At 64.0% G+C, this 24,496-nt stretch carries 21 protein-coding genes; 9 read left to right on the plus strand and 12 right to left on the minus strand.

What is annotated here, in order from left to right:
- The first annotated feature begins 82 nt into the window (after positions 1 to 82).
- Positions 83 to 742, plus strand: a complete 660-nt coding sequence (locus ABID26_RS11680) for an alpha/beta hydrolase (protein WP_292301838.1) — start codon at positions 83 to 85, stop codon at positions 740 to 742.
- Between the two features lie 172 nt (positions 743 to 914).
- Here ABID26_RS11680 and sthA read toward each other — a convergent pair whose 3' ends face one another.
- Complete coding sequence (gene sthA / locus ABID26_RS11685) at positions 915 to 2,303, minus strand: Si-specific NAD(P)(+) transhydrogenase (protein WP_126100104.1); 1,389 nt, start codon at positions 2,301 to 2,303, stop codon at positions 915 to 917.
- Between the two features lie 199 nt (positions 2,304 to 2,502).
- Between sthA and ABID26_RS11690 the strand changes: the two genes are divergently transcribed.
- The 3 genes from ABID26_RS11690 to ABID26_RS11700 all read left to right on the plus strand — a co-directional run bounded on the left by ABID26_RS11690 (position 2,503) and on the right by ABID26_RS11700 (position 4,892).
- Entirely contained in the window at positions 2,503 to 2,973 is a 471-nt protein-coding gene (locus tag ABID26_RS11690; protein WP_292301835.1) for an RDD family protein, read from the plus strand.
- 138 nt (positions 2,974 to 3,111) lie between these two features.
- Positions 3,112 to 3,876 carry an arginyltransferase gene (locus ABID26_RS11695; RefSeq protein WP_126100102.1) on the plus strand — a complete coding sequence of 255 codons (765 nt, stop codon included), beginning with the start codon at positions 3,112 to 3,114 and terminating at the stop codon, positions 3,874 to 3,876.
- A gap of 119 nt (positions 3,877 to 3,995) precedes the next feature.
- On the plus strand, positions 3,996 to 4,892 hold the full coding sequence (locus ABID26_RS11700) for a DMT family transporter (RefSeq protein WP_354415434.1): 897 nt from the start codon (positions 3,996 to 3,998) through the stop codon (positions 4,890 to 4,892).
- Here ABID26_RS11700 and ABID26_RS11705 read toward each other — a convergent pair.
- Positions 4,880 to 6,079, minus strand: coding sequence for an AI-2E family transporter (locus ABID26_RS11705; protein ID WP_354415437.1), 1,200 nt, complete (start codon positions 6,077 to 6,079; stop codon positions 4,880 to 4,882). The two genes, ABID26_RS11700 and ABID26_RS11705, sit on opposite strands and share 13 nt — an antisense overlap.
- Positions 6,080 to 6,367: 288 nt before the next feature.
- Entirely contained in the window at positions 6,368 to 8,623 is a 2,256-nt protein-coding gene (gene parC / locus ABID26_RS11710) for a DNA topoisomerase IV subunit A (protein ID WP_354415440.1), read from the minus strand.
- Between the two features lie 431 nt (positions 8,624 to 9,054).
- Here parC and ABID26_RS11715 point away from each other — a divergent pair, with 431 nt between their 5' ends.
- Positions 9,055 to 10,245: a hypothetical protein gene (locus ABID26_RS11715; RefSeq protein WP_292340326.1), complete on the plus strand. Its 1,191-nt coding sequence runs from the start codon at positions 9,055 to 9,057 to the stop codon at positions 10,243 to 10,245.
- A gap of 99 nt (positions 10,246 to 10,344) precedes the next feature.
- Here ABID26_RS11715 and aspS read toward each other — a convergent pair whose 3' ends face one another.
- Both aspS and ABID26_RS11725 read right to left on the minus strand, forming a co-directional pair.
- A complete protein-coding gene (aspS, locus tag ABID26_RS11720; protein WP_354415588.1) occupies positions 10,345 to 12,135 on the minus strand; it encodes an aspartate--tRNA ligase in 1,791 nt (596 codons plus the stop codon).
- 137 nt (positions 12,136 to 12,272) lie between these two features.
- Positions 12,273 to 13,031 (minus strand): DeoR/GlpR family DNA-binding transcription regulator, encoded by a 759-nt coding sequence (locus ABID26_RS11725; protein ID WP_354415442.1) that lies wholly within the window; start codon positions 13,029 to 13,031, stop codon positions 12,273 to 12,275.
- Positions 13,032 to 13,139: 108 nt separating this feature from the next.
- Between ABID26_RS11725 and ABID26_RS11730 the strand changes: the two genes are divergently transcribed.
- The 3 genes from ABID26_RS11730 to rnd all read left to right on the plus strand — a co-directional run bounded on the left by ABID26_RS11730 (position 13,140) and on the right by rnd (position 16,983).
- Positions 13,140 to 14,372, plus strand: coding sequence for an MFS transporter (locus tag ABID26_RS11730; protein WP_354415444.1), 1,233 nt, complete (start codon positions 13,140 to 13,142; stop codon positions 14,370 to 14,372).
- A gap of 139 nt (positions 14,373 to 14,511) precedes the next feature.
- Positions 14,512 to 15,753, plus strand: coding sequence for an MFS transporter (locus ABID26_RS11735; protein WP_354415447.1), 1,242 nt, complete (start codon positions 14,512 to 14,514; stop codon positions 15,751 to 15,753).
- A 78-nt stretch (positions 15,754 to 15,831) separates the two neighbouring features.
- A complete protein-coding gene (gene rnd / locus ABID26_RS11740) occupies positions 15,832 to 16,983 on the plus strand; it encodes a ribonuclease D (protein ID WP_126100094.1) in 1,152 nt (383 codons plus the stop codon).
- 38 nt (positions 16,984 to 17,021) lie between these two features.
- On the opposite strand, the gene ABID26_RS11745 is transcribed toward rnd, so the two are convergent.
- From ABID26_RS11745 to ABID26_RS11765, 5 genes are all read right to left on the minus strand, one after another.
- Positions 17,022 to 17,441: an MAPEG family protein gene (locus ABID26_RS11745; protein WP_292345055.1), complete on the minus strand. Its 420-nt coding sequence runs from the start codon at positions 17,439 to 17,441 to the stop codon at positions 17,022 to 17,024.
- Between the two features lie 11 nt (positions 17,442 to 17,452).
- The gene (locus ABID26_RS11750; RefSeq protein WP_435528565.1) at positions 17,453 to 18,091 is read right to left on the minus strand and encodes a hypothetical protein; all 639 of its coding nucleotides are present in this window, start codon (positions 18,089 to 18,091) and stop codon (positions 17,453 to 17,455) included.
- The gene (guaB, locus tag ABID26_RS11755) at positions 18,042 to 19,544 is read right to left on the minus strand and encodes an IMP dehydrogenase (protein ID WP_278202857.1); all 1,503 of its coding nucleotides are present in this window, start codon (positions 19,542 to 19,544) and stop codon (positions 18,042 to 18,044) included. The genes ABID26_RS11750 and guaB overlap by 50 nt, the downstream gene beginning before the upstream one ends.
- Positions 19,545 to 19,685: 141 nt before the next feature.
- On the minus strand, positions 19,686 to 20,135 hold the full coding sequence (locus tag ABID26_RS11760) for a PIN domain-containing protein (RefSeq protein WP_126100092.1): 450 nt from the start codon (positions 20,133 to 20,135) through the stop codon (positions 19,686 to 19,688).
- The gene (locus ABID26_RS11765) at positions 20,132 to 20,377 is read right to left on the minus strand and encodes a type II toxin-antitoxin system Phd/YefM family antitoxin (RefSeq protein WP_126100091.1); all 246 of its coding nucleotides are present in this window, start codon (positions 20,375 to 20,377) and stop codon (positions 20,132 to 20,134) included. Before ABID26_RS11765 ends, ABID26_RS11760 begins: the two co-directional genes overlap by 4 nt.
- Before the next feature lie 210 nt (positions 20,378 to 20,587).
- Here ABID26_RS11765 and ABID26_RS11770 point away from each other — a divergent pair, with 210 nt between their 5' ends.
- Positions 20,588 to 22,009 carry an MFS transporter gene (locus ABID26_RS11770; protein ID WP_292301816.1) on the plus strand — a complete coding sequence of 474 codons (1,422 nt, stop codon included), beginning with the start codon at positions 20,588 to 20,590 and terminating at the stop codon, positions 22,007 to 22,009.
- Between the two features lie 225 nt (positions 22,010 to 22,234).
- Here the strand turns inward: ABID26_RS11770 and ABID26_RS11775 are convergent, their stop codons facing one another.
- Together ABID26_RS11775 and ABID26_RS11780 are read right to left on the minus strand one after the other, a co-directional pair.
- Positions 22,235 to 22,948: an RlmE family RNA methyltransferase gene (locus tag ABID26_RS11775; protein ID WP_292301815.1), complete on the minus strand. Its 714-nt coding sequence runs from the start codon at positions 22,946 to 22,948 to the stop codon at positions 22,235 to 22,237.
- Between the two features lie 119 nt (positions 22,949 to 23,067).
- The gene (locus ABID26_RS11780; RefSeq protein WP_354415453.1) at positions 23,068 to 24,396 is read right to left on the minus strand and encodes a Ppx/GppA phosphatase family protein; all 1,329 of its coding nucleotides are present in this window, start codon (positions 24,394 to 24,396) and stop codon (positions 23,068 to 23,070) included.
- Between the last annotated feature and the right edge of the window lie 100 nt (positions 24,397 to 24,496).

Here is a 24,496-nt window from a genome sequence, read left to right on the forward strand (position 1 = left end):
TCAACTTTCGCGGAACTTGAAAACATTCCGTTTTGAAGCCGGCAAATCAGCGAAATCTCCGTAAAATCAAAAGGATGTGATCATGTCCGAACATGCCAACAAAAACAGCGTGCTGCGCCATGATCTGCCTTTCCCCTATCGCTTGATCGTACCGGCAGATGCGAGCGGCGAATGCCTTTTCGTGCTGCACGGATCGGGCGTGGACGAAACGACGCTGGTGCCGCTGGCGAGTCAGATCGCGCCGCGCGCGGTGCTCGTCGCGGCGCGCGGCCGCATCGCCCAAGAGGACGGTTTCCGCTGGTTCGAGCGAATCACGCCGACCAGTTTCGACCAGTCCAGCATCCGCGTGGAAACGGCCGCTATCGCTCAATTCGCAACCGAAGCCGCGCGACGCCACGGGCTCGACCTCGGGCGCGCGACCTTCCTCGGCTATTCCAACGGCGCCAATCTGATTTCCACGCTGATGCTGCTTCACCCCGGGCTGGTGAGGCAGGCGGCGTTGCTCAGGGCGATGCCGGTGCTCGACGACGCGCCGGCAACCAACCTCGCCGGAACGCGGGTGCTGGTCATCGCCGGCGCGGCCGACCAGACCTACGGCCCCTTCGCCCCGTCGCTGGTGACGCTGCTGAGCGCGCGCGGCGCCGAGGTCGATGCGCGCATCGTCGCTGCGGGCCACGAGTTCGGCGACGCGGACGCCGCGATCGCCCGGCAGTGGCTTGCAGGGCCTGCGCGGGCTGCCTGACGGCTTAATGCATGTCGCGCAAAAGTGCGCAGCGGTTTTGCGAAAACGACATGCATAAAAACAAAGACTTAAAGCGCGTCGCCTGAATCCGTTTCAGCGCGACGCGATTTAGGAGCCGCTGCGATCGGAACGCGACCCCTCAGAAGCGGCTGGGAGCTCAGCCGGGCACGTCCTACCCCTGCCCCATCCGGTTCCAAGCATCCAGGCCGGCGATCTTGTAGGCCTCGGCCAATGTCGGGTAGTTGAAAGTGTTGTTGACGAAGAAGTCGACCGTGCCGCCGAGATTGATCACGGCCTGGCCGATATGGATGAGCTCGGTCGCGCCCTCGCCGACGATATGGGCGCCGAGCAGTCGGCGCGTCTCGACCGAAAAGAGCAGCTTCAGGAAGCCCGAGTTGACGCCCATGATGTGGCCGCGCGAGGTTTCGCGGAAGCGCGCGACGCCGACCTCATAGGCGATCCCGCTCTCGCGCACCTGCTCCTCCGACTGGCCGACGGTGGAGATTTCCGGGACAGCGTAGATGCCATACGGAAAAGTTTCCGGCGGCGGCGGCAGCGCCACGCCAAAGGCATGGCAGGCGGCCACCCTGCCCTGCTCCATCGAGGTCGAGGCCAGGCTCGGGAAGCCGATGACGTCACCGGTGGCGTAGATGTTGGACACGCTGGTCTGGAACGTGTTCGGATCGACCTTTATGCGCCCCCTGGAGTCCGCCTCGATGCCGACCACGTCGAGACCGAGGCTGCCGAGATTGCCGCTGCGGCCGGCGGCATAAAGCACGATCTCGGAGCGGATAGTGCGGCCGTCGGCAAGCGTCACCTCGGCATAGTCTGGCTTGGAGGCGATTTCCTTGACCGTGCTGCCGAGCCGAATGGTCATGCCGCGGTCGCGCATCTGGTGGATGAAGTCGTCGACGATCTCGCGGTCGACGAAATCGAGGATGGTATTGCGCGGCTCGACCAGCGTCACCGGCACGTCGAGCGCGGAAAAGATGGTCGCGTATTCGACGCCGATGACGCCGGCGCCGATGACGGTCAGCGTGCGCGGCAGCCGGTCGAGCTCCAGCATCTCGTCGCTGTCGAAAATGCGCGTCTTGTCGAAAGGCACGTCGCGCGGCCGGTGCGGCCTGGTGCCCACGGCGATAAGCGCGTTGGCGAAGCCGACCTCGCTGTAGTCGCCACTGTCGGTCGTCAGACTGACCTTGTTGGCGCCGAGGAATTTGGCCGTGGCGCGCGCGCTTTTGACCGCATTGCGCATGAATTGATGCTGCAGCACCTCGACCTCGTGGTCGAGCGTCTTGTGCAAGCGCTCGACGAGGTCGCTGACGGAAATGTCCTGCTTGACCCGATAGCCGCGCCCGTAGAAGCCACGCTCGCGCCAACCGGAGAGGTTGAGCACCGTTTCGCGCAGCGTCTTGGACGGAATGGTGCCGGTGTGCACGGAGACGCCGCCGAGACGCCGGCCCCTATCGACCACCAGTACCGATTTGCCAAGCTTGGCCGACTGCACCGCGGCGCGGCGCCCAGAGGGGCCGCTGCCGATGACAAGCATGTCGTAGTCCATATTCCCCTTCCCCTCGGCGTCTTGTTGCGCCGCAGCAAGCTAACGCGATCCGCGCCATGAATTCAACCGCCGCAACCGCGCTTCGCCACGGCTTGCCGAGCATGCATCACGAGCCTTCGACCTTGATTCCGCCATCGGCTTTCACCATTTCAGTGGCGAATGGCCGAGACCTATGTCCGGCCTGTTACGAGGTCATGACATGAACACGCGCGTGCTTGACGGCGAGATCATCACCACGAAGTTCGAGGACACGCGCGCCTATCGCGGCGTGCGCACGAGGCGCGTCTTCGCCTTCATCCTCGACTATTTCATCGTTGCCGTGCTCACCATCCCCTTCGCCATATTGGTCGCCCTGCTCGGGCTTTTGACCTTCGGCCTAGGCTGGGCGCTGTTCTCCATCCTGGTGCCGGCGGTTGCCATTCTCTACATCTGGAACACGCTGGGCAGCCGCGACCAGGCCACCACTGGCATGAAGATCATGGGCATCCGGCTCGACAAACTTGACGGTACCCGCATCGACGGACTGACCGCGGTCGTGCATTCGGTGCTGTTCTGGGCCGGCAACGTCATCCTGACGCCGCTGGTGCTGCTGGTGACGCTGTTTTCCGATCGCAAGCGCACGCTGCACGACCTGCTTCTCGGCACGGTCGTCACGCGCACCGATGTCTGACGGTGCCGGCGCGCTGTCGCCGCGCCGGTTGTGCTAGAATATGAACAGCCTGGGCCGGCCGTGGCCGCACAATCCTGTTGAATTTTTCGCCGGCCGGGCCAAAGGTAGGGCGATTCGCAGGAGCGTTTCCAAGGATCGATGACGCAGCATCCAACCCAGTCGCCGCAGTTCTTCCTGACCGCGCCGTCGCCGTGCCCCTATCTGGAGGGCCAGTTCGAGCGCAAGGTGTTCACGCACCTTGTCGGCGACAAGGCGCCCGAGATGAACGACCTGTTGACCCAGGGCGGCTTCCGGCGCTCGCAGAACATTGCCTACCGGCCTGCCTGCGAGTCCTGCCGGGCCTGCGTGTCGGTGCGCATCCTGGCGCAGGAATTCACCGCCAGCCGCAACATGCGCCGCGTCATCCAGCGCAATGCCGACCTGATCGGCGCCATGCATGACGCGCAGCCATCGACCGAGCAATATTCGCTGTTCCGCGCCTATCTCGACGCCCGCCACCGGCGCGGCGGCATGTCCGACATGACGGTGCTGGACTATGCGATGATGGTCGAGGACACGCATGTCGATACCAAGATCATCGAATACCGGCGCCGCGGCCCGGATACCTTCATCACCGGCAAGGGCCACGGAGAATTGATCGCGGTGGCGCTGACCGACAAGATGGCCGACGGGCTGTCGATGGTCTATTCCTACTTCAATCCCGATTTCGACGACCGCTCGCTCGGCACCTTCATGATCCTCGACCACATCGCCCGCGCCAAGGCGATGGGATTGCCCCACGTCTATCTCGGCTACTGGGTCAACGGCTCGCGCAAGATGAGCTATAAGATGCGGTTCATGCCGCAGGAGCATCTCGGCCCGAAAGGCTGGGAACGCTACGACCACGAAGCGGTCAGTCGCTGACCATTTTTTCCAAAGCCCAACCTTAGGCTGTTTCAAGGGGCAGGAAGCTGGCGTTTCCGCCACTCGATGGACGAGTGTGCCATCAAGCCAGCCGTCTGCAAACCATTGCGAGACCTATCATGTCTTCCCACCATGACCACCAGAAGGGCCTGCTGATCACCGCCATCGGCGGGTTGACGCTGACCGTCGACATTCCGCTGATCCGGCTCGCCGACGGCAGCCCATGGACCATCATGATGCTGCGCACCGGCACCACGCTCGTCGCCGCGCTGGTGATCTGGGCCGTCTGGCGCGCGCTGCGCGGCAATGCGCCACAACTCATCCCGGGCTGGTCGGGACTTGCCGTGGCTCTGTGCTACGGGCTCACCGGCGTCACCTTCGTCACCGCCGTCTATCACACCTCGACCGCCGACCTCGTCTTTATCCTCGCCTTCAACACCGTGTTCGCCGCACTGTTGTCATGGCTGTTTCTCCGGGAGAAGCCGCGGCTCGGGACGGTGATCGCGATGCTGGCGATGATCTTCGGCGTGCTGATCATCGTCGGCGGCTCGGTCGGCACCGGGCATCTGTTCGGAGATTTCATGGCGCTGTGCTCGGCGCTGTTCGTGGCGATCGCCATCACCATCTCGCGCGCCAGCGGCAAGGATATGGGCTTTACCGCGCTCGTCGGCGTCATCCTGCCGCTGGCGGTCGCCGTCTTCATGGTCTCGGGCGAAGGCTTTCACGTCAACCAGCCATGGTGGATCATCTTCAACGGCGCCGTGATCATGCCGATCTCGTTCTTCTGCCTCGCCAACGGACCGAAATACATCTCAGGGCCGGAGGTGGCGATGTTCTATGTGCTGGAGACGGTGCTGGCGCCGGTCTGGGTGTGGCTGATCTTTGCCGAGACGCCGACGCGCAACAGCCTGATCGGCGGCACGATCCTGATCGTGACGCTGGTCGCGCATTCGCTGTGGCAATTGCATGAAGGGCGCAAGCGCCGCGCCGCCCTTGCGGTCGGTTACCCGGCCTGAATTTTCCTGGCTTCGGGCGCCGCCTCGATCCGTGGCGGTCCGTTCTCGTCGGCACCGGCAGGCGCCTGTTCGTCCATCATCTCGACCTCGCGCAGCCATTCGCGCCAGATGGCGACGAGCAGCGCCATCAGCACCGGGCCGATGAAGAGGCCAAGGAAGCCCATTGTCTTGACGCCGCCGATCAGGCCGAAAAAGGTCGGCAGGAACGGCAGCTTGATCGGCCCGCCGACCAGCTTCGGACGCAACGTCTTGTCGACGATGAAGAGCTCGACCGCGCCCCAGATGAACAGCGCCATGCCGGCAAACAACTTGCCGCTGGCGGCGAGATAGATCGACACAAGCGTGAAGGAGAGCGGCGCGCCGCCCGGGATCAGCGCCATGATGCCGGTGAGCGCGCCAAGCGTCACCGGCGACGGCACGCCGGCCAGCCAGTAGGCGACGCCCAGCACGAGGCCTTCGCCGATGGCGATGACGGTCATGCCGGTGACGGTCGATGAGATGGTGGCCGGCACGACGCGCGAGATCCGCTCCCAACGCGTCGGCAGGATCCGCTCGCCGAGACGATCGACCTGTGCCGCGAAAGCTTCGCCGTCGCGATAGGCGAAGAACAGCGCGATCAGCATGAAGAGCAGCGTGAGCAGCAGGCCGAAGGCGCTGCCGCCGGCGGCCAGCGCGCCGCGGTAGATGGTGCCGATGTTGGAGCCGCTCACCATCTGGATCAGCTCGCCGATGCCGCCGGGATGGCCGAGATTGGTAGTCCACTGCTGGTTCAGCCACTCGCCGATCACCGGCATGGTGGCGATCCATTGCGGCGTGGCGGAACCGTGGCGGTTGGTCTCGATCGCCCACACCACCCATTCGCGGAGCTCGTTGATGGCATAGGTCCCGGCAAGCGCTATCGGCACCACCAGGAAGGTCAGGATGAACAGGATGGCCAGCGTCGCGCCGATGGTGCGGTTGCCGCCGACGGCGGCGAGCAGCCTGCGGTAGAGCGGCCAGCTGGCGAAGGCGATGACGAGCGCGGCCAGCACCGGGAACAGGAAGCCGTGGAAGAAATAGACGCCGGCGGCGACGATCAGCACCAGGAGCCAGCGCGCCGCCGACAGCGGCGGGATGACGGCAGCCCTGAGCGGCGTTGACAGACCGAACAGGCGCTGCCCCGGTTTCTGGATTTCAGCCCGCTTCAACCCGGCGTCTCTCCCCTGCCCGGCAATTCGTTGGATGCTTATGCACCATCATAGTGCAGCAATCGTGACGATAGTCCAAATGTTTGCGCCTGACCTTCTCCCCTTGTGGGAGAAGGTGGATCGGCGCGCAGCGCCGAGACGGATGAGGGGTGCTGGAAGGAATGCAACGTCAAGATATTCAAGGATTTGAAGCGCTTACGTCGAGAGGTAGCGATCCTTCCAACACCCCTCATCCGGCCGAGCTTCGCTCGTCCACCTTCTCCCACAAGGGGAGAAGGAAAGGCCCCGCTACCCGAACTTGCCCGTCCTCGGGAAACCCTTCGGCACCATGCGGCCGGCGGCGGCGCGGGCGCCGATCCATTCGGCCAGTTCCTCACGCGACTTGGTGAAGGTGCGGTCGGCCGAATCCTGCCAGGTGAGCCCCGTTTCCAGCGTGAACGTCTTCAGGTCCAGCACGCCGCCGTCCTTGTATTTTTGCAGGCGCACGCCCTTGCCGCGCGCCATCTCCGGGATCTCGGCGAGCGGGAAGACCAGCATCTTGCGGTTCTCGCCGACGATGGCGAGATGGTCGCCCGCGACCGGAATGCAGCGCTTGGCCTCGTCCGGCGCCTTGACGTTCATCACCTGCTTGCCCTTGCGGGTGTTGGCGACGACCTCGTCCTCGGAGACGACAAAGCCATTGGCATCATAGGAGACGAGCAGCAGCTTGCGCTTCGGATCGTGGACGAAGGCGGTGACGATGTCCTGGTCGTTCTCCATGTCGACGATGATGCGGATCGGCTCGCCGTGGCCGCGCCCGCCCGGCAGCCGGTCGGCGCCGATGGTGTAGAACTTGCCGCCGGTGGTGAAGACCAGGATCTTGTCGGTGGTCTGGGCATGGAAGGCGAGCTTCAGGCTGTCGCCCTCCTTGAAGGCAAGCTGCGAATGATCGGTCAGATGACCCTTCATGGCGCGCAGCCAGCCCTTTTCCGACACCACGACAGTGACCGGCTCGCGCTCGATCATGGCATGGGCGATGTCGGTCAGGTCATGCTCGGGCGCGTCGGCGAACTGGGTGCGGCGCTTGCCGAGCTCGGTCTCTGGGCCGAACGTGTCGCGGATCTTGGTGACTTCCCACTTGATCGTCGCCCATTGCTTGACGTCCGACGCCAGCAGGGCCTCGATCTGCTTCTTCTCCTCGGTGAGGCCGTCATATTCCTTGCGGATCTCGATCTCTTCGAGCTTTCGAAGAGCGCGCAGCCGCATGTTGAGGATGGCTTCGGCCTGGTTGTCGGTGAGCGACCAGCGGGCCATCATCACCTGCTTGGGCTCATCCTCCTCGCGGATGATCCTGATGACCTCGTCGATGTTGAGATAGGCGATCAGGTAGCCGGCGAGGATTTCCAGGCGCTTCTCGATCTCGCCCAGCCGATATTTCGAGCGGCGGATCAGCACGTCGCGGCGGTGGTCGAGCCATTCCTTGAGCACGCCCTTCAGCGACAGGACGTTCGGCACCTTGCCGCGCGACAGGACATTCATGTTGAGCGGGAAGCGGCTTTCGAGCTCGGTGAGCTTGAACAGCGATTCCATCAGGATGCCGGGGTCGACCGTCCGGCTTTTCGGCACCAGCACGATGCGGATGTCCTCGGCGCTCTCGTCGCGGATGTCTTCGAGCAGCGGCAGCTTGCGCGCCATCAGGAGCTCGGCGATCTTCTCGATCAGCCTGGCCTTCTGCACGCCGTAGGGGATCTCGGTGACGACGATGCTCCAGGTGCCCCTGCCCTGATCCTCCTGGCTCCATTTGGAGCGGACACGGAAACCGCCGCGGCCCGTCTCATAGGCTTCGAGGATCGAGGCGCGGCTGTCGACGATGATGCCGCCGGTCGGGAAATCCGGCCCCTGGACGAAATCCATCAGCTTGGCCACCGGCGCGTCCGGATGCTCGATCAGATGCAGCGCGGCGTCGCAAAGCTCGGCGGCGTTGTGCGGCGGGATCGAGGTTGCCATGCCGACCGCGATACCGGACGAGCCGTTGGCAAGCAGGTTCGGGAAGGCGCCGGGCAGAACGACCGGCTCCTCGTCCTCTTCGTTGTAGGTCGGCCGGTAGTCGACGGCGTCCTCGGTGATGCCGGCAAGCAGCTCGGTCGCCACTTCCGTCATGCGCGCTTCGGTGTAGCGCATGGCGGCGGCGTTATCGCCGTCGATGTTGCCGAAATTGCCCTGCCCGTCGACCAGCGGGTAGCGCATCGAGAATTCCTGCGCGAGGCGCACCAGCGCATCGTAGATCGACTGGTCGCCATGCGGGTGGAACTTACCCATCACCTCGCCGACGATGCGGGCGCATTTGGCGAAGCCCTGGTCGGGGTTGAGCCGCAAGAGCCGCATGGCATGCATGATGCGGCGATGGACCGGCTTCAGCCCGTCGCGCACATCCGGCAGCGCCCGATGCATGATGGTCGACAGCGCATAGGCGAGGTAACGCTTCTCAAGCGCTTCCTTCAGGTCGACCGGTTCGATGTTGTCGCCGCCGTCATTGTCTTCAGGCGGCAAATGCCTTTTTCCCATGGATTTGGACTAGCCGAGCGGGTGATTCGCGGCAAGCGCCGGGTTGGAAGTCGGCGGATTCGTCGCGCGCAGTCGCCAGCAAAGACCGTAGCGGGTGATGTGAAGGATTTCACGGAAGCGGCAAGGCGAACATTCCAGTTTGCCGCCCATCTGCAACAGGCATCGGCTGCAAGCGGGACGCCGGCCAACATCAATCTGTTACATGCGCCCTCTATCCGGGCATGCAATGCGATCTGGGCATGCAAACGGGCGCAGGAGAGCCGCGGTCTTCATGACAAATTCACCGCACCGTGCAAAGCGTGCCGGCCCGCATTTGCTTTTCGTCGCCGTTTTCGACAAATGGGCCGGGGATCGCCTTTTTCCCGTCCCGTTCGTCACGGAATGGTGACGGTGCAGGAATTCAAAACACTTTTCAGGACAGGGAACTCGCCATGACAATTCAACGCTCAATGTTCAAGAAACTGGCTTTTTCAACCTTTCTGCTGACCCTGCCGCTCAACGCCGCGTTTGCCGCCGACCCGGCCGTGGCCGAGCGCGTCAAGGCAACGCTTGCCGCCCAGGGCGTCGACATTTCCTGGACCGGGGCCACGGGTGACGATTCGAATGTCGTCTTGCAGGGCGTCTCCATCAAGCCGGCTGCCGAGAAGGAAGCGCTGCCGATCGGCGACGTGAAGCTGGAGGGCGTCACCGCAGCCAATGGCGGCTTCGAGATCGCGACCGTCTCGACCTCCGCCCTGGAGCACTCCAAGGACGGCGTGACGCTCAATCTCAGCCCCTTCGTCATCCACGACATGAAGGTGCCGGCCGAAGGCAGCACCGATCCGCTCGGCTCGCTGATGATGTACAAGTCGGCCGAGCTCTCCAACATGACGGTCAAGGTCGGCGACAAGACCGCCTTCTCGATGGACGGGCTCGCTGTCCAGATCACCCCGCCGGCCGACGGCAAGGCGATGGATTTCACCGCCAATACCGAAAAGTTCAATGCCGATCTGACGCTGGTCGACGACCCGAAGTCGAAGGAAGCGATCGAGGCGCTCGGCTACCAGAACATCTCCGGCACCGTCTCGATGGCCGGCACCTGGCAGCCCAGCGACGGCAAGATGGAGCTGTCGAAATACGACATATCGGTCGACAAAGCCGGCACGCTCGGCATGACCTTCAACCTCGGCGGCTATACGGTCGACTTCATCAAGTCGATGCAGGCCATGCAGAAGCAGCTCGCCTCGCAGCCGGAGGGCGCCGACAATTCCGCGCAAGGCATGGCCATGCTCGGCCTCTTGCAGCAATTGTCGTTCAACGGCGCCTCGGTTCGCTTCGACGACGATTCGCTGACCGGCAAGGTGCTCGACTATGTCGGCAAGCAGCAGGGCATGTCCGGCAAGGATGTCGCCAACCAGGCCAAGGCGATCGTGCCGTTCGGCATGGCGCAGCTTAACAACCCCGAACTGACGGCCGAAGTCTCTGCGGCGGTCAACAAGTTCCTCGACGACCCGAAGAGCCTCGAAATCTCGGCCGAGCCGCCGTCATCGGTGCCGTTCGCCCTGATCATGGCCGGCGCCATGTCGAACCCGCTCGACCTGCCCAAGACGCTGGGTGTCAAGGTCAAGGCGAACGAGGACTGATCGAGCGGAACGCTCAAGCAAAGAAGCCCGACAGCGATGCCGGGCTTCTTTTGTTCAAGACCGATTCATTTAGCAGAAGCAACCGCTTCGGCGCTGTTCCTAACCTTCCTTCTTCGCCACCGCGACGCGCAGCGACAGCTCGCGTAGCTGCTGCGGGGTGGCTTCCGAAGGCGCGTTCATCAACAGGTCGTAGGCCTGCTGGTTCATCGGGAACATGGTGACCTCGCGCAGGTTCTTGGCGCCGACCAGAAGCATGACGATGCGGTCGATGCCCGCCGCCATGCCGCCATGCGGCGGCGCGCCATACTGGAAGGCGCGGTAGAGGCCGCCGAAGCGCTCCTCGACCGTCGCGCGATCGAAGCCAACCATCTCGAAGGCTTTGACCATGGTTTCCGGCAGGTGGTTGCGGATGCCGCCGGAGGCGATCTCGAAACCGTTGCAGACCATGTCGTACTGGAACGCCTTGATGCCGAGCGGCTCCTGGCCGCCGAGCGCATCGATGCCACCCTGCGGCATCGAGAACGGGTTGTGGGCGAAGTCGATCTTCTTCTCGTCCTCGTTCCATTCGAAGAATGGGAAGTCGACGATCCAGCAAAGCTCGAAGCGATCGCGGTCGACAAGATTGAGCTCCTCGCCAGCGCGGGTGCGCGCGGCACCCGCGAAGGCGACGAACTTCTTCGGGTCGCCGGCAACGAAGAAGGCGGCGTCGCCATCGGCGAGGCCGAGTTGCTGGCGTACCGCTTCGGTGCGTTCCTCGCCGATGTTCTTGGCGATCGGTCCCGCACCCTCGAGCTTGTCGCCTTCCTTGCGCCAGAAGATGTAGCCGAGGCCCGGCTGGCCTTCGCTTTGCGCCCAGGAGTTCATGCGGTCGCAGAAGGCGCGGCTGCCGCCGGTCTTGGCCGGGATCGCCCAGACCTCGGCCTTCGAATCGTTTGCCAGGATGTTGGCGAAGACCTTGAAGCCTGAATCGCGGAAGTGATCGGAGATCGCCTGCATCTCGATCGGGTTGCGCAGGTCCGGCTTGTCGGTGCCGTAGGTGCGCATCGCCTCGTCATAGGGGATGCGGCGGAATTTCTGGTTCACCGGCTTGCCGTCGGCGAAGGTTTCGAAGACGCCGCGAAGCACCGGTTCCATGGTCGAGAGCACGTCGTCCTGCTCGACGAAGCTCATCTCGAGGTCGAGCTGGTAGAATTCGCCGGGCAAACGGTCGGCGCGCGGATCCTCGTCGCGGAAGCAGGGCGCGATCTGGAAGTAGCGGTCGAAGCCGGAGACCATGATCAGCTGCTTGTACTGCTGCGGCGCCTGCGGCAGCGCGTAGAAGGTGCCGGGATGGATGCGCGAGGGCACCAGGAAGTCGCGCGCGCCCTCCGGCGAGGATGCCGTCAGGATCGGCGTCGAGAATTCGGTGAAGCCCACCTCGCCCATGCGCCTGCGCATCTCGGCGATGATCCTGGTGCGCGCCACGATGTTCTTGTGCAGCGTTTCGCGGCGCAGGTCGAGGAAGCGGTATTTCAGGCGGATGTCTTCCGGATAGTCCGGCTCGCCGAACACCGGCAGCGGCAGTTCCTTGGCCGCCGACAGCACCTCGATCTCACGTGCGAAAATCTCGATCTCGCCGGTCGGGAGATTGATGTTGACGGTCTCCGGCAGGCGCGCCTTGACCTCGCCGTCGACGCGGATCACCCATTCGCCGCGCAGGGTCTCGGCGGTCTTGAAGGCCGGTGAATCCGGATCGGCGACGATCTGGGTCAGGCCGTAATGGTCGCGCAGATCGATGAAGAGCAGCCCGCCATGGTCGCGCACGCGATGCACCCAGCCCGACAGGCGGACGGAATTGCCGACGTCGCTCTTTCTCAACTGGGCACAGGTATGGCTGCGGTAACGATGCATTGTCATTGGTGGAGTCCGGAATTGCGGGCAAAAGCCCGGCCCTGAAAATTGGCGCGAAAAGCGCATGAGAGGCCGGCTTTGTCAAGGCAACCGGTCACACAGGACAAGCCGTCACACAGGCTCGCGGTTGCGGCCGTTCACGCGAAGCGGACTTCAGCGCCCTGTCGCTGGAAGTCGGCGAGGATGGCGGCGGGGGCTGTCCTTTCGACCACCAGATAGCAGATCGCATCGGGCGCCGCGACGCGATAGGGAGCCGCGGTGGCAAGCTTGTCGTTGGTGGCGGCAATGACAATGCCGGCGCTGTTCCTGGCCATGGCCCGCTTCACCTCGGCTTCGGCCGAATCGAAAGCCGTGACGCCGCGCGAGGCATCGAGCCCGCAGGAGCCGAGGAAGAACAGATCCGCGCCGAGCTGCGCTACGGCGGCAAGCGTGTCGCCGCCGACGCAGGTGCCGAGGTCGCGGACATACCGGCCGCCGAGCATTATCAGCTCGACCAGGGGCAGATCGGCGAGAGCCGATGCGACGCCGAGCGAGTTGGTGGCCACCGTCAGCTCGACATCGCGCGGGATTGCCCTGGCGATCGCCTCATTGGTGGTGCCGCCGTCGATGAACAGGGTCTGCCCTGAGGCGACCACCCCCACCGCTACCTTCGCCAGGCGCATTTTCTCCTCGACCGCATGGCTGCTGCGCTGGCTGATCGTTGCCGCCGCAAAGGGCGCCGACGCGACCGCGCCGCCATAGACACGGCGCAACTGCCCGGCTTTCGCCAGCTCGCGCAGATCGCGGCGAACCGTATCTTCCGAGACCCCAAATCGGCTGGCGAGCTCGCCGGCCAGCACCCTTCCCTCCGCCGCCAGCCGGTCGCGAATGAATTGATGTCGTTCCTCGGTCAGCATGCACGATCCTATTTCTTTGTGCACATTCTTGCATGTTCTGCATGTTTATGCAAGAAATAGCGTGATGGACTGGCGATGCCGTCCCACCCTCCCATCGGAAGTGCCGTAATGACCCTTGGCTTGAAACTCGCCCCTCAGCACCGCGTCTATGCCGGTTTCGCGATCTACTCTTTCGCCATGGGCAACATTTTCCCGCGCCTGCCGGATATCAAGCGCGCCATGGAAATCGAGGACGGCACGCTGGGGCTCAGCCTGATCGGAACGCCGATCGGCACCTTGACCGCGCTGACGCTGGCGACGCCCGTGCTGGAGCGTGTCGGCTTTCGCCGGGCGCTGCTTTGGCTCGTGCCGCTGATCGCGCTCGTCTATTCCATCGCCGTGCACGCGCCGGGACCGGTCGCCCTGTTCCTGATGCTGCTGCCGGTCGGCCTGATGATCGGCAGCGTCGAGATCATCCTGAATGTCGAGGCCGACAGGACGGAGTTCCAGCTCAAGCGCCGCATCATGAACCGGGCGCATTCCTTCTGGAGCGCGGGCTTCTTCGGCGCCGGGCTGTTCGGCGGCGCGATGGCGCATCTGGGTCTTTCGCCGCAGCTCCATCTGGCGCTGGTGGTGCCGATGGTGGCAGCTTCGATGGCGTTGTTCCTCGGCGGCTTCGACCCGGCGCCGGCCCGCCACGCCGGGACCGACCAAAAGGCGCCGATGTTCGCGCGGCCGACGCTGCCGATCCTCGTCCTCGTGGCGGTGACGCTTTCGGCGATGCTCTTGGAAGGCGCCAGCATCGACTGGTCGGCGATCTATATGCGCACCGTGTTCGAGTCCGGCCCCTTCGTCGCCGGCTTCACGGTGGCGCTGTTTGCCTTCTCGCAGGCAACCACGCGCTTCTTCGCCGACTCCTTTGTCGACCGCCACTCGCCAAGCGGGGTGGCGCGCGTGCTGCTGGCAGTGATGGCGGCGGGTGTGCTCATCGTCTTCTTCTCGCCCCTGCCGTTCGTCTCGATGCTGGGTTTTGCCCTGTTGGGCATCGGCAGCAGCGCCCTCTTCCCGCTGGCGATCTCCGCCGCAGCGCAACGGACGGACCGGCCCGCGGCGATCAATGTCGCGGCGCTTTCGCAGATCTCCTTCATCGCCTTCCTGCTCGGTCCGCCGCTGCTCGGCTTCGTGTCGGACCATTGGGGCATCCGCTCGGCCTACGGGATCGGCATCCCGTTCATCGCGCTCAGCCTGCTGACCGCGGGCTCGCTTGGCCGGCGGCCAGCCGCAGAGGCCATCAATGCGATTCCAGGCGAGGCGCCGTCTACGGTCGTGCAGGAGATGGAAATACGAGCCGGCAAAGCTTAGGGGCTCCTGCCCGATTGATAGCCCCATGTCCCTCGGCCGGATGCAGGAACGTGGCCCGTCTTCATGTAAGCATTTGCCACTGGCATTGGCGGGTTCGATGGTCCAAGAAGGATCACTGAAACGTGATTGCCTTCCCTGAATGTCTTCCATTCGTCCGCTGATCCCGCTCCTCATTGCCGCAGGCATCCTGCTTGGCGGTAATGGGCTGCAAAGCACGCTGATCGCGCTGCGTGGCGCGCAGGAGGGCTTTTCCGCCACGGTGATCGGCCTGATGGGCACGTTCTACTTTGCCGGCTTCCTGCTCGGCTGCCTGGCGATCACCCGCATCCTCAAGGCCGTCGGCCATGTCAGGACCTTTTCGGCGCTTGCCGCCATTGCCTCGGTCGGCACGCTGCTTCTGGTGCTGGTCATCGATCCGGTGATGTGGTGTGCGATACGCTTTGCCGGCGGCTTTTGCTTCGCCGGCCTGTTCACCGTGATGGAAGCCTGGCTGAACTCCGGCGTCACCAACAAGGACCGGGCCCGGGTGCTCGCAATCTACCGCATGGTCGACATCGGCTCGGTCACTGGCGCGCAATTCCTGATCCCGGTCTTCGGCGCAGGCGGCTTCGCTATTTTCGCCGTCATGTCGATGATGATCACCTTCTCGCTTGTGCCGGTCTCGCTCGGCGACCGCTCCAACCCGGCGCCGCCCGAAGAGGTCAAGCTCGACCTGCCGCATGTCTGGCGGATCTCGCCGCTTGGCTCGATCGGCTGCATAGCCGTCGGCGTCACCAATAGCGCTTTCCGCACGCTGTCGCCGGTCTATGCCGAGGAGATCGGCATGTCGGTGGCCGATGTCGTTACCTTCGTCAGCGTCGGCATCTTCGGCGGGGCGCTGATCCAGTATCCGCTGGGCTACCTTTCCGACCGCTGGGACCGGCGCTCGGTGCTGCTGACCACGACCTGTTGCGCCATGGTCGCAGCGCTGACGCTTGCTTTCGTGGCGCACGGCGATCCGTTCCTCAACTTCGTCATCGTCTTCATCTTCGGCTGCTTCGCCATGCCGCTCTACTCGCTGTCGGCTGCACACTCCAATGACCGCGCCGACAAGGGCGAGTTCGTGCTGATCAACGCGGCGCTGATGCTGTTCTATTCCTTCGGCGCCATTGGCGGCCCGTTCGCGGCATCGGCGGTGATGCAGTATTTCGGACCGGGCGCCCTGTTTGTATTCAGCGCCACCGTCTACGCCATTCTCATTGTCGTGATCCTCTACCGGATGCAGGTGCGATCGGGTGTTCCGGCAGGCAAACGCAGCCGCTTCACGGCACTTTTGCGCACCTCGACACTATTCGCGCGGCTCGCGCGGAGAAGCGGCGATTCGGACACGGCCGACGAATGATGACGTGGCGCCGGCTTGACGAAAGCGCGCGCGACTGAAATTGAAAGAGGCCTAAAAAATGATGTCAAAAGCGATTTGATGCACGTCATCACCACCCAGAAAGAACTCGAGAGCGCTATCGCGGCGTTCGAAAAGTCGGAATTCGTCACCGTCGACACCGAATTCATCCGCGAAACGACCTTCTGGCCGATCCTCTGCCTGATCCAGATGGCCGCGCCCGGGGTGACGGCGCTGATCGATCCGCTGTCGCCTGACATCGATCTCAAACCGTTCTTCCGGCTGATGGCCAATGAAGCGGTGGTCAAGGTTTTTCATGCCGCCCGCCAGGACATCGAAATCATCGTCCATCTGGGCGACCTGGTGCCGCATCCGGTATTCGACACGCAGGTGGCGGCCATGGTCTGCGGCTTCGGCGACAGCGTCTCTTACGACCAGCTGGTGCAGCGCATCACCGGCGCCCGGCTCGACAAATCCTCGCGTTTCACCGACTGGCGGCACCGGCCGCTCTCCGACAAGCAGCTCGAATACGCGCTCGCCGACGTCACCCATCTGATCAAGGTCTACCAACATCTCAGCGCCGAGCTGAAACGGGAGGACCGCGCCCATTGGCTGAACGAGGAGATGGATGTTCTCACCTCGCGCGGTACCTACGATCCGCATCCGGAGGACGCCTGGAAGCGGTTGAAGATGCGGCTGCGCAAGCCGCAGGAGCTGGCGATCGTGCAGGCGGTGGCCGCCTGGCGCGAGCGCGAGGCGCGCGAACGCGACGTGCCGCGCGGCCGCGTGCTCAAGGACGACGCGATCTACGAGATCGCGCAACAGGCGCCGCGCGATGCGACAGCCCTCGGCCGGCTGCGCACGACGCCGAAGGGCTGGGAACGATCCGCGACCGCAACAGCATTGCTCGGCGCGGTCAATACGGCGCTTGCCATGCCGAAGGAAGCGATGCCGAAACTGCCGAAGACATTCCAGCCGCCGGAGGGCTCGAGCGCGGCGGCGGAACTGCTCAAGGTGCTGCTCCGGATCGTCGCCGAAAAGGAAGGCGTCGCCTCCAAGGTGCTCGCCTCCAGCGACGACATCGACCGCATCGCCGCCGAGGGCGACGCCGCCGACGTTCCGGCGCTGCAGGGCTGGCGGCGTGCCGTGTTCGGCGACCAGGCGCTGAGACTGGTGCGCGGCGAGATCGGCATCAAGTTCGACAAGCGCAGGATCGCGGTGTTCGATCTTTAGCACCCCTCCTTCTCCCACAAGGGGAGAAGGAAAGGGCCTCACACCGCGCCAAGCAGGTGCAGTGCGAACCAGATCCAGGCGATAAGAAGTACGCCCGCGCCGACGAAGAAGGCGCGGCTGCGGTACAGCAGGTAGTTTCTGCTGAGATGCACCCAGGCGTGGACATAGCGCGTGACGACGAAGAGCCACATCAGCGCGAGCGTCAGGTAGTTGACGCCATTGGTGACGAAGAGCGCCAGGCACAGCACATGAAAGAGAACCGGCAGCTCGAACTGGTTGATCAGATTGTTGGCGACGGTGACGCTCGACGCCGGCTCGGTCGAGCGGACCTTGTACTGGCTGATCTTGGCCTCGCCGGACTTCACGGGGAAGTAGCGACGTTTAAACATCACCAGATAGACGACGTAGACCAGAAGCACATGCGCCAGCATGGGCCAGAAGATGGCGGTCTGATTCATCCCCTGCCCACTCAGCGCCGTCGTACCGCCAGCGCGAATACCGCGACGACCGCGACGGGAACGGCCAGAAGCGCGAACTTGGTCACGGTCAGCGACGAGGCGAAGGACAGTGAATCGGGATTGGCCAACTGGAAATCGGACAGCAGCCGCGCGATTGCGAAGTTCTGCGCGTAATCGGCGAGTGTGTAAGGCAAGACCAGCACCAACGCCGACAGCGCCTGCAACTGCGCCGGCAAGGCGCGGAAGTTCCTCAGCCGGCGGCCAAAGGCCAGGATCAAGCTAAGCAAGGTGAGCGACAGCAGCGCCGGGAACAAAAGATCAAAAGTCAGATAGTGCCAGACGATGATGATCTCGCCGCCGCGCCGGCCGAGCGCTGTCAGCCATGCCATGCCCTGATCGGGCGTGAAGCCCGTGACGCGCATGTCGAGCGAGGGGAGCCCGCTGCTCAGGCGGCGGAAATAGAAAAACTCCAGCGCCGTCATTGCAATGAAGACCGTCGCGGACGCGATGGAGAGCGCCGCCGCGTGACGCGACAGGCGCAGCACCGCCACGGTCAAGCCACGCCACAAGCTTAGACGGTCCGGCTGTTCGCCAGCCTGATCAAAGTCCGCCCGGATAGTTCGGGCTCTCGCGGGTGATCGTGACGTCATGGGCGTGGCTTTCACGAAGTCCGGCGTTCGATATGCGCACAAAGGTGGCGCGCTCGCGGAACTCGGCAAGATCGCGCCCACCGACATAACCCATAGCGGCTTTCAGGCCGCCTGCAAGCTGGTGCAGCACGCCAGCCACAGGTCCTTTATAGGGAACCTGCCCTTCAATGCCCTCCGGGACCAGTTTCAGGGTGTCGCGCACCTCGGCCTGGAAGTAGCGATCGGCCGAGCCGCGCGCCATGGCGCCGACCGAGCCCATGCCGCGATAGGCCTTGAAGGAACGGCCCTGATGCAGATAGACCTCGCCCGGGCTCTCGTCGGTTCCGGCAAGCAGCGAGCCGATCATGGCGGCACTGGCGCCCGCGGCGAGCGCCTTGGCGAGGTCGCCCGAATATTTGATGCCGCCATCGGCAATCACCGTCACGCCCGCCTTGTCGGCCGTCTCCACCGCCGACATGATCGCCGAGAGCTGTGGCACGCCGACACCGGCCACGATGCGCGTGGTGCAAATGGAGCCCGGGCCGATGCCGACCTTGACGGCGTCGGCGCCGGCATCGATCAGCGCCCGCGTGCCTTCTGCAGTGGCGACGTTGCCGGCCAGGATGCGCACTGAATTCGAAAGCTTCTTTGCCCGCGTCACGGCATCCAGAACGCGCTGCGAATGGCCGTGCGCGGTGTCGATGACCAAAAGATCGACGCCGGCGTCGATCAGGCGTTCGGCGCGCTCGAAGCCGTCATCGCCGACGCTGGTGGCGGCGGCGGCGCGCAAGCGCCCCTGCGCGTCCTTGGTGGCATGAGGGTTGAGCTGCGACTTCTCGATGTCCTTGACGGTGATCAGGCCGACACAATTGCCCTTACGGTCGACCACGACCAGTTTCTCGATGCGGTGCTTGTGCAGGAGGCGCTTGGCCTCGTCCTGGTCGACATTTTCTTTGACCGTGATCAGGTTCTCACGGGTCATCAATTCGTAAACCTTCTGCGACGGATCGGAAGCGAAACGCACGTCGCGGTTGGTGAGGATGCCGACCAGCCGGCCCACCGTGTGGCCGCCGGTGCCGCCGTTTTCCACCACCGGAATGCCGGAAATGCCATGCGCGCGCATCAGCGCCAGCGCGTCGGCGAGCGTCGCGTCAGGGCCTATGGTGACGGGATTCACCACCATGCCGGATTCGAACTTCTTCACCTGCCTGACCTGCTCGGCCTGCTCGGCCGGCGAGAAATTGCGGTGGATGACGCCGATGCCGCCGGCCTGCGCCATGGCGATCGCGAGCCTCGCCTCGGTGACGGTGTCCATGGCGGCCGACAGGATCGGCACGTTGAGATCGATGTCGCCGGCGATGCGGGTGCGGATGTCGGTCTGGCCGGGCATGACCTCGGAATGGCCGGGCTGCAACAGCACGTCGTCGAAGGTCAGCGCCAGCGCGCCGGTGGACGTCTCGATGATTTTTGCCATGGCCAGTCCTTTTGAATGCGGAAAAGGCGCTGGACCGAAATGGCCAGCGCCGACTCTCATCTTCCCTTTCAGGATTGGCGCTGGCTGGTAACACGTCCTGCCGCGGTTGAAAAGCCGATCGTTGCGAGACGCTTCAGGTTCCTATTCCGCACCCAGAAGAGCATCCAGCAAAGCGTGCCGCGGCGATGCAAAAGGATTGACGACGGTTACACCGCCCCACGTGAAGCCCTCCTGCAGATCTTCCGACAGGAGTAGCCGGCAACCCGTTTGCGAAGCAGTGGAAAGAATGACGGCATCCCAGATGCCGAAACGATGGTCCGCCGCAACATCGACAGCCATCATCATCACTTCCGACGTCGTCCCGGCAACCGGGAACGCGTCGCTCCAGCTAAGCAGCTTATCCCGAGCTTCCTGGGGGGACCTTCCGGCCTTGCGGACGAGAACATTGAACAGTTCGCCCAGCACCTGGACCGGAATAACTGCGGCCTCTCGTGGAATACTGTGTAGCAGTTCGAGAACGACGTCGCGTTTCTCCGCGTTGTTAACGCCCTCAGCATAGGCCAGGACATTGGTGTCGATCGCGACCTTCACCGATCGTCCTCATAAAGTTCATCACGGGTCCAGCGTCCGGCATTGAGGATCGGCTGCCGTTCGAGGCGTGACAGCAATGCCGCGTGCGAGCGGGAGGCAACGCCTTCGTGCTTCTCCGCAGACACGATCCGGGCCACAGGGCGCCCGTGGCTGGTCACGACGTAGCTGTGGCCGTCGCGCACCTCACGTAAGATATGAGAGAATCTGCGATTGGCATCGGCTGCCGAAACGGTTTCGTCCATGGCTGCACCTGATCTGTAGTAGTTATTTTCACTACAATAGTGGCAGGATCCGCATTTGGCAAGCCATGACAGTCCACCACCATGGTTGCGGTCGCGCAAAAGTGACAGCAAATTAATGCGACATCCGGGCGAATGCATGATACCGCCCGGGCGTGCCGGCCCGCCCCCAGCCAGGCCTAGAATCGCGAAGTCAAATCAGGGCGCTTCCCCTTGAACCGCATCATCCCGCTCATCCTGGCGGTCGCTCTTTTCATGGAGAACATGGATTCGACCGTGATCGCTACCTCGCTGCCGGCGATCGCCATCGATATCCACACCAGCCCGATCGCGCTGAAGCTGGCGCTGACGGCCTATCTGGTGTCACTGGCGATCTTCATTCCGATCAGCGGCTGGATGGCGGACCGGTTCGGCGCCAAGAACGTGTTCCGCGCCGCGATCGCCGTCTTCATCGCCGGCTCGATCGCCTGCGCCTTCTCCAACTCGCTGCCGGCCTTCGTGGTGTCGCGCTTCCTGCAAGGCATGGGCGGCGCCATGATGACCCCGGTCGGGCGCCTGGTGCTGGTGCGCACTACGCCCAAGAACGAGCTGGTCGCGGCGATGTCGTGGCTGACGGTGCCGGCGCTGGTCGGACCGCTGGTCGGTCCGCCGATCGGCGGCTTCATCACCACCTATTTCACCTGGCACTGGATTTTTCTCATCAACGTGCCGATCGGGCTCGCCGGCATCTGGCTCGCCACCCGTTATTTGCCGGAAACCGAGCCCACAGAGACGCCGCCGCTGGATTTCCCCGGCTTCGTGCTCAGCGGCCTCGCCGCGTCCGGCATTGTCTTCGGCCTCTCGGTGGTCAGCCTGCCCGCTTTGCCGCCGATCGCCGGCTTCATCACGGTTGCCGTCGGCCTGGTTTCGGGCACGCTTTACCTCCTGCACGCGCGGCGCGCCAAGAACCCGCTGCTCGCGCTGACACTGTTCCGCAACCAGGTGTTCCGCTCCTCCGTGCTCGGCGGCTCGCTGTTCCGCATCGGCATCGGCGCGGTGCCTTTCCTGTTGCCGCTGATGTTCCAGATCGGCTTCGGCCTGACGCCGTTCCAGTCCGGCATGATCACCTTCGTCTCGGCGATCGGCGCCATCGGCATGAAGTTCGTCACCGCGCTGCTGTTCCGGCTCGCCGGGTTCCGCCGGGTGCTGATCTGGGGCTCGCTCATTGCCGCCAGCTCGATCGCGATCTACGGCCTGTTCACGCCCGAAACACCCTATGCGCTGATGCTCGCGATACTGCTGGTCGGCGGTTTCATCCGCTCGATGTTCTTCACCGGCGTCAATGCGCTCTCCTATGCCGAAGTCTCGACCGGCGACACCAGCAAGGCGACGCCGATCGTTGCCGTGTTCCAGCAGCTGTCGATAGCGCTCGGCGTGGCGCTGGCCGGCGGCATCCTGGAAGTGTCGACCTCGATCCATGGCGGGCCGCTGACGCTGAGCGACTTCCACATCGCCTTCTTCATCGTCGCAGCGGTGTCGGCGATCGCATCGGTGACCTTCATGCGGCTGGCGCCCGATGCCGGCAACGCGGTTTCGGGCCACGGAAGATTGACGACGCCGAAGACGCTGGAGACGGTGGGGACTGCGGGGAAGTAGCTCACGGTACCGCCCCTGCGTGACTTCGTCATTCTAGGGCGGAGCGCAGCGAAGCGAAGCGTAGACCCTAGAATCCATGCCGTGATGTTTCCATGCCGCTGCAGTGCAGAACTCGGAGCAGCTCTGGCGAATATCGGATACGAATTCTGGACCGTGGTATTCCTTGGCCAAGGTAACGGAATGGATTCTAGGGTCTGCGCGCGTCGCTTCGCTCCTTGCTCCGCCCTAGAATGACGAAGTGCCAGGACCCTTGAACTCCTTCGCCAGCAAATACAGCTCCACCGATTCATCGCGCGAAGCCGGCGGCTTCACATGGTGGACCGAGCGAAAATTCTGCTTCAGCCGCGACAAGAGCTCGTTCTCTGCCCCGCCCTGAAAGGTCTTGGCGAGGAAATGTCCGCCGGGCTTCAAAACCTGCAGCGCGAAATCGGCCGCCACTTCGCACAGATGCATGGTGCGCAGATGGTCGGTGCGGCGGTGCCCGGTGGTGGGGGCCGCCATGTCCGACAGCACGACGTCGGGCTGGCCCCCGAGCGCTTCGGACAATTTTTGCGGCGCGTCCGGATCGAGGAAATCCAATTGCAGGATGACGGCGCCCGGCACCGCGTCCATCTCGAGATAGTCGATGCCGACGACATGCGGATTTTCCGCCGTTGACTTCGTCCGCGCGGCCGCCACCTGGCACCAGCCGCCGGGAGCGGCGCCCAAATCGATCACCTTCATGCCGGGCTTCAAGAGATGGTGTTTGTCGTCGATCTCGGTCAGCTTGTAGGCGGCGCGGGAGCGATAGCCGTCGGCCTTGGAGCGCTGCACATAGGGATCGTTCATATGGCGCTCGAGCCAGCGGCGCGAGGACTCCTTCAGTCCGCTCTTCTTCTTGATCCTGGTTTTCAGCACGCGCATGCCGGCCGAGCCCGGTTTTTCCGGCTTCTTTGTCATAAACGTTCTCTTTTGCGCATGATCTTTTCCAAAAACCGGATTCCACTTTTTGGGATCATACTCACCCAGTTTACGCAATTCTGGACGCAAAACCGCTGCGCACTTTTGCTGGAATTGGTCTAGCGGCGTCCGTCATGGCGCCAGACGCCGTCGTCGGCCATCAGCTCGCTCAATATGCCCTCGCGCAGGCCGCGGTCGGCGACGCGCAAGCGCTCGGACGGCCACACGCCGCGGATCGCTTCCAGGATGGCGCAGCCGGCAAGCACGAGGTCGGCGCGATCGGCGCCGATGCAGGGATTGGCGACGCGCTGCTGGAAATCCCAGCCGATCAGTTTTTCCACCATGCGATCGACGCTTGTGCGGTCCATCCAGAGCCCGTCGACCCGGCGGCGGTCATAGCGTTCGAGATCGAGATGGACGCCGGCCAGCGTCGTCACCGTGCCGGACGTGCCAAGCAGATGGAATTGGGGGCTGGCGAGCACATGCGCGAGCCGGTCGCGCCCATCGAAGGCCTTGAGCCGCATCGCGACGTCGTCGACCATCGCTGAGAACGTCTCGCGCGTCACCGTGCGGCCGCCGAAACGCTCGGCAAGCGAGACGACACCCACGGGCAGCGACGTCCAGGAGACGATGTGGTTGGCGAGCCGCGGCGAGCGCTGGCCGCGCGTGAGGTCGATCAGCGCGATCTCGGAGGAGCCGCCGCCGATGTCGAACAGCACCACGCCGCGCGTGTCGCGCTCGACCAGCGAGCCGCAGCCGGAAACCGCAAGGCGGGCCTCGGTCTGGCGATCGATAATCTCCAGCTTCAGCCCGGCCTCGCGTTCGACGCGTTCGAGGAACTCGACGCCGTTTGCAGCCGAGCGGCAGGCCTCGGTGGCGATCAGCCTGGCCTTCCTGATCTTGCGGTTGCGCAGCTTCTCGCCGCAGACTTTGAGCGCCTCGACGGCGCGGTCCATGGCAGCCTGGCCGAGCCGGCCGCTGGTGGAGAGTCCCTCGCCCAGCCTGACGATGCGCGAGAAGGCATCAATGACGCGGAACTGGCCGTGCCGGCCCGGCACCGCAACCAGAAGCCGGCAGTTGTTGGTGCCGAGATCGAGCGCGGCAAATACCGGCAGTTCGTGCTGCGGCGGACGCGGCACGCTTGAAACCGCCAGCCGCGGCTGCGGCACGATCGGCGCAGGCTCGGGCATGCGGCTGGCGGAATTGGCGGCGGGTGCCGCGTGCGGTATGGCGCCGTTTTCATCGCGCGCGAAAACCTTGCGGCCGCGCCTGCGCTTGCGGCGCTTGCGCGTCTTGCCCTTCTGGTTCTCGCCTTGATTGTCGGCATGTTTTGCATGCGCGCCCGCATGGCGGCTGAACCGTCCCGCGGACGGGCCCGCCGGCTCCGCCGGCGATGCCCCGGACATGCCCACTGCCGACGCGCCCGCGCCGGTATCGTGGTCTTCCACTTCAATTCCTTCCGGCGCCGCGCGAACCGGGAAGGACGCAGCAGGCACCTCGATTTGTTTCAAGTTGAGAACAGACTAGCAGCGCTATCTGCAATCACCA

Source organism: Mesorhizobium shonense (assembly GCF_040545255.1).
Lineage (GTDB): Bacteria > Pseudomonadota > Alphaproteobacteria > Rhizobiales > Rhizobiaceae > Mesorhizobium > Mesorhizobium shonense.

Bases quoted from the DNA above. Each gene is read 5' to 3' on its own strand.
- ABID26_RS11715 (WP_292340326.1), top strand. From the start codon at position 9,055: ATGACAATTCAACGCTCAATGTTCAAGAAACTGGCTTTTTCAACCTTT.
- ABID26_RS11735 (WP_354415447.1), top strand. From the start codon at position 14,512: ATGTCTTCCATTCGTCCGCTGATCCCGCTCCTCATTGCCGCAGGCATC.
- guaB (WP_278202857.1), bottom strand. From the start codon at position 19,544: ATGGCAAAAATCATCGAGACGTCCACCGGCGCGCTGGCGCTGACCTTC.
- rnd (WP_126100094.1), top strand. From the start codon at position 15,832: ATGCACGTCATCACCACCCAGAAAGAACTCGAGAGCGCTATCGCGGCG.
- ABID26_RS11690 (WP_292301835.1), top strand. From the start codon at position 2,503: ATGAACACGCGCGTGCTTGACGGCGAGATCATCACCACGAAGTTCGAG.
- ABID26_RS11725 (WP_354415442.1), bottom strand. From the start codon at position 13,031: ATGCTGACCGAGGAACGACATCAATTCATTCGCGACCGGCTGGCGGCG.
- aspS (WP_354415588.1), bottom strand. From the start codon at position 12,135: ATGCATCGTTACCGCAGCCATACCTGTGCCCAGTTGAGAAAGAGCGAC.
- ABID26_RS11730 (WP_354415444.1), top strand. From the start codon at position 13,140: ATGACCCTTGGCTTGAAACTCGCCCCTCAGCACCGCGTCTATGCCGGT.
- ABID26_RS11695 (WP_126100102.1), top strand. From the start codon at position 3,112: ATGACGCAGCATCCAACCCAGTCGCCGCAGTTCTTCCTGACCGCGCCG.
- parC (WP_354415440.1), bottom strand. From the start codon at position 8,623: ATGGGAAAAAGGCATTTGCCGCCTGAAGACAATGACGGCGGCGACAAC.
- ABID26_RS11750 (WP_435528565.1), bottom strand. From the start codon at position 18,091: ATGACGTCACGATCACCCGCGAGAGCCCGAACTATCCGGGCGGACTTT.
- ABID26_RS11765 (WP_126100091.1), bottom strand. From the start codon at position 20,377: ATGGACGAAACCGTTTCGGCAGCCGATGCCAATCGCAGATTCTCTCAT.
- ABID26_RS11775 (WP_292301815.1), bottom strand. From the start codon at position 22,948: ATGACAAAGAAGCCGGAAAAACCGGGCTCGGCCGGCATGCGCGTGCTG.
- ABID26_RS11700 (WP_354415434.1), top strand. From the start codon at position 3,996: ATGTCTTCCCACCATGACCACCAGAAGGGCCTGCTGATCACCGCCATC.
- ABID26_RS11680 (WP_292301838.1), top strand. From the start codon at position 83: ATGTCCGAACATGCCAACAAAAACAGCGTGCTGCGCCATGATCTGCCT.
- sthA (WP_126100104.1), bottom strand. From the start codon at position 2,303: ATGGACTACGACATGCTTGTCATCGGCAGCGGCCCCTCTGGGCGCCGC.
- ABID26_RS11745 (WP_292345055.1), bottom strand. From the start codon at position 17,441: ATGAATCAGACCGCCATCTTCTGGCCCATGCTGGCGCATGTGCTTCTG.